This window comes from Sphingomonas sp. CCH5-D11, assembly GCF_001557395.1.
Lineage (GTDB): Bacteria > Pseudomonadota > Alphaproteobacteria > Sphingomonadales > Sphingomonadaceae > Sphingomonas.
The window spans coordinates 1-9,608 of the sequence record NZ_LSKH01000283.1 but is presented as its reverse complement, the minus strand read 5'-3'; the positions used below and the strand labels follow the sequence as shown (position 1 = coordinate 9,608).

General features: G+C 68.6%; 7 protein-coding genes. 1 reads left to right on the top strand and 6 read right to left on the bottom strand.

Going from position 1 to position 9,608, the window contains the following annotated elements; all coding sequences use genetic code 11:
• Positions 1 to 58: 58 nt before the first annotated feature.
• The 6 genes from AX702_RS17725 to AX702_RS17700 form a co-directional block, all read right to left on the bottom strand.
• Positions 59 to 1,564 carry an acetyl-CoA acetyltransferase gene (locus AX702_RS17725; RefSeq protein ID WP_066781784.1) on the bottom strand — a complete coding sequence of 502 codons (1,506 nt, stop codon included), beginning with the start codon at positions 1,562 to 1,564 and terminating at the stop codon, positions 59 to 61.
• Positions 1,564 to 2,367: a crotonase/enoyl-CoA hydratase family protein gene (locus AX702_RS17720; RefSeq protein ID WP_066781783.1), complete on the bottom strand. Its 804-nt coding sequence runs from the start codon at positions 2,365 to 2,367 to the stop codon at positions 1,564 to 1,566. The genes AX702_RS17725 and AX702_RS17720 overlap by 1 nt, the downstream gene beginning before the upstream one ends.
• An 11-nt stretch (positions 2,368 to 2,378) precedes the next feature.
• The gene (locus tag AX702_RS17715) at positions 2,379 to 4,655 is read right to left on the bottom strand and encodes a CaiB/BaiF CoA-transferase family protein (protein WP_066781782.1); all 2,277 of its coding nucleotides are present in this window, start codon (positions 4,653 to 4,655) and stop codon (positions 2,379 to 2,381) included.
• Entirely contained in the window at positions 4,652 to 6,070 is a 1,419-nt protein-coding gene (locus AX702_RS17710; protein WP_082746344.1) for a phosphotransferase family protein, read from the bottom strand. The genes AX702_RS17715 and AX702_RS17710 overlap by 4 nt, the downstream gene beginning before the upstream one ends.
• Entirely contained in the window at positions 6,067 to 7,179 is a 1,113-nt protein-coding gene (locus tag AX702_RS17705) for a hypothetical protein (protein WP_066781780.1), read from the bottom strand. The genes AX702_RS17710 and AX702_RS17705 overlap by 4 nt, the downstream gene beginning before the upstream one ends.
• 237 nt (positions 7,180 to 7,416) lie before the next feature.
• Positions 7,417 to 8,019 (bottom strand): NADPH-dependent FMN reductase, encoded by a 603-nt coding sequence (locus tag AX702_RS17700; RefSeq protein ID WP_066781779.1) that lies wholly within the window; start codon positions 8,017 to 8,019, stop codon positions 7,417 to 7,419.
• 61 nt (positions 8,020 to 8,080) lie between these two features.
• Here AX702_RS17700 and AX702_RS17695 point away from each other — a divergent pair.
• Positions 8,081 to 9,608, top strand: a 1,528-nt coding sequence (locus tag AX702_RS17695) for a transglycosylase domain-containing protein (RefSeq protein ID WP_066781777.1), incomplete at its 3' end; no start/stop codon positions are given.

The window sequence follows — 9,608 nt, the reverse complement described above, 5'->3', positions numbered from 1 at the left end:
TCTCCCGACCTCGCTTTGCTCGGCCACCCTCTCCCCTGAAGGGGAGAGGGCTTTGCCGTCACGCCCGTTTCCACACCATCATGTCACCCTCGGACACCACCTCACCGGATGTCCCCACCGGCTCCGCGCTCCCATCGCTCAGGAAAGCAATCGTCGCCGCATCCTCCGCCGGCACCTTCACCAAGGTCCGCGTCCCCGTCGGCGTCTTCGCCACGACGACGCCGGCCTTCGCCGAGCCATCACGGTTATAGAACACCGTGTACGTCTCCACCTGAGCCGGCCCGGTATAATCCTTCACCAACTCCGGCACCGGCCCCCGCGCGGAATCCGCCTCGGCCTGCAGATCGAATTCCCACGCCTCACCCGCGCCCGGCAGCGGCTCCATCCCGAGAACGATCGCATGGTTATGCGTCGCAAACCCGCCGTTCGCGAACAGCAGCCCCTTCCGCCCCTCACCCGCGCGCAGCGAATCGACCATCTCGGCCACGGCATGCGCCATGTAATTGCCGATCGGCCCGCCCCCGAAGGTCAGCCCGCCGAACACCGTCGCCGGCTTCTCGACCGGCCAGCCGATCACCCGCCGCGCCATCTTCGGCACGCAGGGGAAGCACGAATAGAGCTCGACCAGGTCGAGATCGTCCGCGCTTACCTCATTGAACTCCAGCGTGCGCTTCAGGCACACCTCCATGCTCGGCGACTTGTCGTAGCGGTCCCGCGCCATGAAATCGTCCGCCTCATGCGCCGCCGCACCGCGCCCGACATAGACGATCCGCTCCTCGGGCACCCCGCGCCGCCGCGCCTCGGCGAGGCTGGTGACGATGAACCCCGCGCCCTGGTTGACGCTCGAATTCGCCACCATCAGCTTGGTATAGGGAAAAGCGATCGGCCGGTTGTCCGCGGTCGCTTCGGTCACTTCCGCGGGCGTCTTCGGCGCATGGATCCACGCCGCCGGCGTCTTCGCCGCCACCTCGCTGAACCGCGACCAGATCTCGCCCGACTCGCGCTGTCCCTCGGCCAGCGACTGCCCGTAAGACGCCCGCCCGGCATTCTCGTACAGCGGGTAAACATCCACCGGCGTCGTCAGCCCGTAGATCTGGCGATAGCCCGGCGCCCGCCCCTTGCTGAGGTTGCGCAGCGGGTTCTGGTCCGCCACGCTGGTCTTCGCCGCGAGTGCCGCGCGCTGGCTCGCGGTGCGCAGCGCCTCACCGCCGGTCACCGCCGCCACCTTGATCTCGCCGCGCGCGATGCGGTTCGCCGCCTCGTTCAGCAGCAGGATCGGGCTGTCGCCGTTCGGCCCGACCGATTCATAGACGATTGCCGCCTTCGAACCGATCCCGTCCGCCACCTTCTGCGCCAGCGGATTGTCCTGCCGGAAGCTGATCTGCGCCACGACCGCGACCGAATCGACATCGGCCAGCCAGCCGCCGCCCGCATCCTTGTCGGCCTCTTCCAGCGCGGCGATCATCAGCCCGAGCGAATCCTTGCCCGCCATCGGGTCCGCCGGGCGGTCGTTGACCTGCCCGACGCCGACGATGACCGCGACCTTCTCCGGATCGAACGCCATTACTTCGCCTTCCACACCGGCGCGCGCTTCTCGGCGAAGGCCTTGGGCCCCTCGCGCGAATCCTCGCTGGTGAAGACGATCTTGGTCTCGTCGCGGTTCTGCGCCCAGGCCGCCTCTTCGCGCGCGACCTTGCCGCCCGAAATCCCCTGCGCCATCCGCTTCGACGCCTGCACCGACAGCGGCGCGTTCACCGCGATCCGCTCCGCCAGCGCGAAGGCGGTATCCAGTAGTGCGTCACGCGGCGCGACCGCGTTGATCAGCCCCAGCTCCAGCGCGCGCTGCGCGTCGATCGGATCGCCGGTCAGGATCATCTCCATCGCGATCTTCTTCGGCAATTGCTCGGGCAGGCGGAACACGCCGCCGGCCGCGGCAAAAAGCCCGCGCTTCGGCTCGGGCAGGCCGAACTTCGCCTCTTCCACCGCCACGGCCAGATCGGCCGCTAGCGTGATCTCCAGCCCGCCGCCCAGCGCCATGCCGTTCACCGCCGCGATCACCGGCTTGGAGATCGCATGGCTCACGATTCCGGCAAAGCCCCAGGCCGCCTTGGTCTTGTCCTCCGGCGCCAGGCTTTCGCCGCGCGACAGCGCCACCAGATCCGCGCCCGCGCAGAACGACTTGTCGCCCGCGCCCGTCACGATGACGACGCGGATCTCCGGGTCCTTGTCCGCCGCTTCCAGCGCGTCGCCCACGCCTTCATGCACGAAGCGATTGACCGCGTTGCGTGCTTCCGGGCGGTTGATCGTGATCAGCATCACGTTCCCGCGCGTCTCGACGGTGACGGCTTCATTTCCCAATTCGGCCATGAGAGTCCTTTCTAGGCAGCCTGTTCGATGATCTTGTCGGTGAGCAGCGGCGCGATCGCATCGTCGCTCAGCCCCAGCCAGTCGCGAAGGATCTCCGCGCTATCCTCGCCGATGCGCGGTGCCGGTCGCTGTTCGGGCTCGGGCACGTGCTGGAAATGGGCGATCGGCCCTTCCACCTGAAAAGCGGTGGGCACCAACGGGTGCGATGCCTCGCGAAAGGTACCGAGCGCGCGATAGCCGGGCGAGTCGGGCAGCTCCACCACTCGCACCATCATGCCGGCGGGCACGCCGGCACCTTGCAGCGCGACAGCCGCAGCGTCCGGCGCCATCGTCCGTGCCCAGCCTTCCGCCGCCGCGCGATCCGCACCGCCGGTGAGGGTGGCGAGCGCCGCCCGGTCCGCCGCGCCGCGCAGCGTAAGGACGCACCATTCGTCCTCACCCGCGCACGGCAGCAGCCAGTTTTCGACCGGCTCGCCCTTCTCCACCGGCACGCCGGCACCTTCCGCCGCGCGGCGCGCGATGTCGGCCGCCATATGCCCCAGCATCACTTCCGCCTGGCTCACGCTGGCGGTGCCGCCCTTGCCCGTTCGCATCCGGCGGATCAGCAGCGACAGCGCGGCCAGCGTGCCGATCCGCGCGGCGACATGGTCGGGGTACACCGTCACTGTATCGCAGAATGCGTCGGGATCGTCGGGATAGACCCATTGCCGCGACAGCCCGGCGGAAGCGCGCACCAGCGGGCCATAGCCCAGCCTGCGGGACCAAGGCCCGGTCGGCCCGAAAGCCGAGCTGTCCACCGTGATCAGCCGCGGATTGACGGCGCTGAGCGCGTCCTCGTCAAAGCCCAGGCTCGCCAGCGTCCCCGGCTTAAAGTTCGAGAGCAGCACGTCCGCCTGCCGCACCAGATCAAGGAACAGCTGCTTGCCCCGATCGGCGCGCAGATCGATCGACAGGCCGCGCTTGTTGCGGTGCCCCGCCGCAAAGGTCAGGCTGACCGGCGCGTCGTCCAGCGACTGGCGCTGCCCGTCCGGAAAGGCGCCATTCTCCACCTTCACCACGTCCGCGCCGAGATCCGCGAACAGGCGGCCGGTTTCGCCGCCCACCACGATCACGCCCATGTCGAGCACGCGAATGCCGGCGAGCGGGTAATCGGCAGCAGGCGGCGTATCGAATGACGGCCGCTCCCCAGCGAAGCGCGCATCGCCACCGGCAGCCGGCGCTGGCCCGCGCAGCCCGGCCCGGGCGCCGTCGATCTCGATCGTGCCGTCCGGAAAGGGCAGGCTGCGGCCGGGCGCTATCTCCACCGGCACGAAGGCGCGGCGCGCGGTCATCTGCGCCGTGCGGACCGCTTCACCGGCGTCGAGCACGGCGGCCGCCGGTATGCCGCGCCGCGCAGCTTCCTCCTCGATCGCGCTACGCTCCTTGTCGGCGAAGAAGCGCGTGATCGCCGGCAGCAGGTCGGGCGAGGTCATGCGCGTCATCAGCCGGTCCCATTCCGGCCCGGCGAAGGCTTCCGGCTCCCCCATCCACTGGTGCATCGCGCGCCACTGCCGCGGCGCCAGGATGCACAGGCGAACAAAGCCGTCGGCGCAGGGCAGGATGGGATAGCGGTGCCGCTCGTCCGTCCGGCTGCGCGGCATCTTCCACAATGGCACGCCGGATTGCGCGCTGCCCGACAGGCCGAAACCAGGATCAAGCGCCTGCATCCCCGCCTCCAGCAGCGATACGTCCACCCGCTCGCCCTCGCCCGTCCGCACCCGGCGGATGAAGGCAGCCAGCGCCGCGACGGCGATCTGCGGCCCCGCCGTTTCCAGCGCCAGCTGTCCAGGCGGCAGCAGGGGTGGCCTTCCCGGCAGACCGGATCGTGACAATCCGCCGGTCAGCGCCTGCAGCACCGCATCACTCGCCTGCCAGTCGCGCCAGGGCCCTCTGGTGCCAAGATCGCTGACCGACACTTGGATCAGCATGGGCGCCGCCGCACGCAGCGCCGCATCATCAAGCCCCTCGAGGCCGGCTTCAAGCAGGATGTCCGCCTCACGCGCCAGTGCCAGCAGGCGGTCGTGATCATCTGGCAGATCGATCGTGGTTGCCCTCTTGCCGAGATTGGCGGCAACGAACGACAGGCTGACGCCGGATACGGTTGCGCCGGCCGTGCGATCCGCTCCGCCGCCGCTCGGCTCGATCCGGATCACGTCCGCGCCAAGCTCGCCCAGCAGCCGCCCTACCGCGCCGAGCACGCCCGGCACGGCGTCGATCACGCGAACGCCCGAAAGCGGCAGGTCCGTCATAATGGCCAGGCCAACTCCCGCCGCGCTGCGCTTTCGCGATAGAAGTCGAAGAACGCCGCCTCGTCGCCGCCGGTTTCGGCCACTTCGTCATGCTGTGCGATCAGCGCGATGGCCAGCGTGCCCCAGATCCCGTCCAGCGCATCCAGCATCTCGCCTTCATGCGTGACCGGCGCGTCCTCGCCCAGCAGCCGGCGCATGTCGCGGATGTCCGCCAGCCGCCATGCCGCCGCCTTTTCCGCCTCCTGCGCGCCGAGCAGCGAGAGCAGCGCGGCCACCGTCAGCGTCGATCCGGCAAAGGCATCCACCGCGCCCATCTTCTCGCCCGCGCCCGCCGCGGCGATCCCAGCGCCGATCAGCACTTGGGCAAGATCGCTCGACGGCATCACCGGCACCGGATCATAATGCCGTCCGCCCAGTTGCGCGGCGATGATCGCGTCCTGCCGCCGCGCCGTATACCAGCCGGACACCGCCAGCACCGGATCCTGCCGCCCGCCGTCGACGAATTCGCGAAAGGCGGAAATCCAGATCGCGATCCCCTTCACCGATGCGAACAGCGACCACCAGCGCATCGCCGTGGGATCGACCGTCAGCCCGCTCGCGCGCTCCCACGCGGCGATTGCCTCGTCGCGGGGCAGCATGCCGCAGGACATGCCCGGCGAGAAATGATCCCAGATCGGATCCAGCGCCCAGCCGAGATCCTCCAGCGGATCGCCCAGATGCGCCATTTCCCAGTCGAACATCGCCAGCATCTTGCCCGCGCTGTCGTGCATCACATTGCCCGATCGGTAATCGCCATGGACGATACCCACGCGCTGTGCCGGTGGCGGCGGATTGGCGCGCAGCCAGCGGATCGCCGCGCGCGCGATCGGCTGCGGCGACAGCGCATCCTCCTCGATCACACCTTCCCAGTAATCGAGCGCGATGCGCCAGCATTCGTCCGCCCGGGGCGCCGCCACATGCTGCGCCAGCGGCGATCCTTCCGCATCATGCGCGGCAAGCCGGCCGAGCGCGCCGAAGAACTCCTCCCCCAAGGTGCGGCAATGCGCGCCGAACGGATCGCGTGCGAAGCTGCCGGCGACCTCGCCGCCCTCGATCCGCTCCATGATGAAGAACGGCCGGCCAAGCTCCGCGCCTTCCCGCTCCAGCGCCACGGCGCGCGGCACCGGCACCACGCCGGCCGCGCTCTGATAGGCGCGAAACTCGGTTTCGCTTTCCGTGTCGATCAGGCCCTTGGCCGGCTCGCGACGGAGGATCAGCCGGTGCAGCCGCTCGCCGTCATGCGCGTCGAAGCGATAGGTTTCGCGGCTCGCCCCGCCCGGGATCCGCGCCAGTGACTCCACGCGCACCGCCCGCTGCCACAGCCGGCCGAGATAGGCCTCGATCTCCGCGCCGGTCAGCGCCGCTGCCCCGCTCATGCCGCGTCCAGCATCCCCTTGAAGCCCGATGGCGCATGCGGCCCGATCACCAGCTGCTCCAGCACGCCCTTGCCGCGGCGCACCTTGCCATCGGGGCCGGTCATGGTGACGCCGGCGACGGCCTGGATGTGGAGATGATGCGGCTGCATCACGTCGAGTTCGGCGGGCACGAAATCCTCGCGCTCCACCACCACGCCCTCGCCCTGGTGCCGGCCGTGGCCCCATTTCGGATGGGTATAGCCAAGCCCAAGCATCATGAACGTCTGGCCAAGGTCGAATTCGACCTTCGTCTCGGCGCCGGCCTCGTCCTTCAGCGTCACGGTTGCGCCCTGCGCGTGGCGCGATCCCTGTTTCCACTGGATCTCGTAATCGGACTCGAAATGGGTCTCGTCCGCGATCCCGCCACCCAGCGGCTTCCACGCCGCCCGCCGGTTCCAGAAGCGGCCATGCTCGTCATCGTTGGTGTGGAAGTAGAAGTCGCCGTCCTCCATCGCCGTCGGGCTCCACAGCCAGAAGAATTGCGGCATGATCGGCGGGCTTGCCGGCTGCGCATCCGGCGCGCCGATCGGGCGCACGCCCCAGGATCGGTCGCGCGTGCCCAGCCAGTCCTTCACCTCGGTGCGCACGCCATCCACCTCGATCCAGCCCTGATAGCTGCCGTTCTGCGTCATGCGCGTCACGTCCATCAGCAAGCGCGGCCCGTTGCGGCGGGTGAAGCGCGGCTCCTCCAGCGGAAAGGCGCGGCCGGTATAGGTCAGCTCCGCGCGGATGCCGTGTTCGGGCGCATCAACCGTGAGCTTCACCGATTTCAGCGGCTCCAGCACCTCCACCGCGATGCCGCCCACCTGCGTGTCCATCCGCTCCATGCCAAGGTCGCGGCTGGCGTGGATGTTGACCTGCTTGCCGTCCTTCAGCCAGCAGAAGCTCGCATCTATGATGTTGATATGCGGATAGATGCCCATCGCCGCGGCAAAGAAGCCGTCCTCGTCCGCACCGGGCGCATAGCCGTTGAAGAAGAAGCGATCGTAGAAATTGCGGTCGGTGCCCGCATAGGCGACCGGCTCGGCCGTCTGGTGGATCGGATATTCGTCGCCCTTGGTCAGCACCATGCCCGCTCTCCGCTCTGCTGCGCCGGTTTACCGGTCTGAAAGGGGAGGTGGACCGGCGGCAGGGCCGCTGTCAACGCCAAGATAACAGAAGTTACGTAGGCAGCGATGGCAAGCCTGTTATTACCCCAACCGTTCGTCCTCAGCCTGTCGAAGGACGTGCGTCAGGCGCCGCGCTGCTTGAAACGTGCTTCGACAGGCTCAGCACGAACGGCGTGAGGGTCCCTTACCGGCCCAGTCTCACTCCACCCCGGCCAGCGGCGCAAACCGCGCCACCTGCTTCCCGATCAGCCGCAATTGCTCCACCACGGCAGGATCGCTCGCGCCGCCCTCGTCATCGAATTTCGTGACGGCGCTGTTGATCGCGGCCGCGAACGGCGTCGGCCAGCCGCGCAGCGCGTGCACGATGGAGCGCAGCGCGGCGATGGTGGAGCCTGTCGCCTGCCAGCCATAGGCCGTGGCGATCAGGCCGACCGGCATGTCCGCCAGATAGGTCCGCTCGGGATCGCGCGCCGTTTCCTCCAGCAGGTCCAGCGCATTCTTCACCACGCCGGAAATGCTGCCGTGATAGCCGGGCGACGCGATGATCAGCGCCGAGGCACCGCGCACCGCTTCGACAAAGTCTCGCTCCTCCGCTGTGCGCTCGATCGCCTTGGGGTTGTAGAGCGGCAGCTTCGCCATGTCCTCGCCGCCGAACAGCCGGGTGCGAAAACCCTGCTCCTCCGCCGCATCAAGCGCGATTCGCAGCGCGCGTTCGGTCGAGGAGACCGCGCCGATGGTGCCGCCGATCCCCACCACCAGAGGCCGCTGATCTGATTGAAGTGCTTCCGCTTCGCCGCTCATGGTCCTATTCCCTCGCACGATGCGCATCCTTGCGGCAACTGTCTTAGTAAAGTAACACGCGATGGCTGACCGCCGGAACGATGATATGCGCCCCGATCCCTTTGACAGCGGCCGTATCCGCTATCACCATTCGCCGGGAGAGCCGCGCCCGGCCATGCCCGGCTTCGATGCCTGGCAGGATGAAGCGCCGCCGCCGCCCGACCCTGATTCCGGCCTTGCCCCGGCGCGCCGACTGCCGCGCATCTCCATGCGCTGGATCATGCGCGGGCTGGGCGCCGTCCTTGTCCTGCTGGTGCTGGCGATCGCCTGGCTCGCGATCACCGCGCCGCTCTCGCAATCGCTCAAGCCGCCGACGCCGCCCTCGATCACGCTGACCGCGGCGGACGGTACGCCGATCGCCCGGCGCGGCGCGATCATTGCCGAGCCGGTGGATGCGGCAAAGATGCCCGCCCATGTGCGGGAAGCGTTTCTCGCCATCGAGGACCGGCGGTTCTACTCGCACTGGGGCATCGACCCGCGCGGCATCGCCCGCGCCGCCTGGGCGAATCTCGGCTCCGGCGGCGTGCGCCAGGGCGGCAGCACGATCACGCAGCAGCTCGCCAAGAATGCCTTTCTCGATTCGGATCGCACCGCCGCGCGCAAGATCCGCGAAGTCATGATCGCCTTCTGGCTGGAGGCCTGGCTCAGCAAGGACGAGATCCTCTCGCGGTACCTGTCGAACGTCTATTTCGGCGACAACGTCTATGGCCTGCGCGCCGCCTCGAAACATTATTTCGGTCGTTCGCCGGAAAAGATGAACATCGGTCAGGCGGCCATGCTCGCCGGCCTGGTCAAGGCGCCCTCGCGCCTCGCGCCGACCAGCAATCTGAAGGGCGCGCGCGAACGCCAGGCCGTGGTGGTCGGCGCGATGGTCGATGCCGGCTTCCTGACCAAGGCGCAGGCGGAGGACGTGCAGCCGCAGCGCGTGCTCGCCAGCCGGCCGCAGCAATTGCCCACCGGCACCTATTTCGCGGACTGGATCCTGCCCGAAGCGCGCGATCAGGCCGGCGAAGTGAAGACGGAGGCCACCGTTCGCACCACGCTGGATCGCGGGCTTCAGCGCTCGGCGGAGCGGGTCATCCGCCAGGCCGGCCTGCGTCAGGCGCAGGCCGCGCTGGTCGCCATGACGCGCGACGGCAAGGTCGTGGCGATGGTCGGCGGGCGCGATTACAAGAAAAGCGCCTTCAATCGCGCCACGCAGGCGCGCCGCCAGCCGGGATCGACGTTCAAGCTCTTCGTCTATCTCGCCGCGCTGCGCGCCGGCATGTCGCCCGACACGATGGTCGACGATTCTCCCGTTGAGATCGCCGGGTGGAAGCCGAAGAACGACGACAATCGCTATCTGGGTGAAATCACCCTTCGCCGCGCGTTCCAGCGATCCTCCAACGTGGTCGCCGCACGGCTGACGCAGGAGGTCGGCGTGCGCAACGTCATTCGCGCCGCGCGCGATCTCGGCATCTCGACGCCCATCGCGAACGAGGCCACGATCGGTCTCGGCACGTCGGAAGTATCCCTGCTGGAGCTGACCGCGGCCTTCGCCGGTGTGGCGG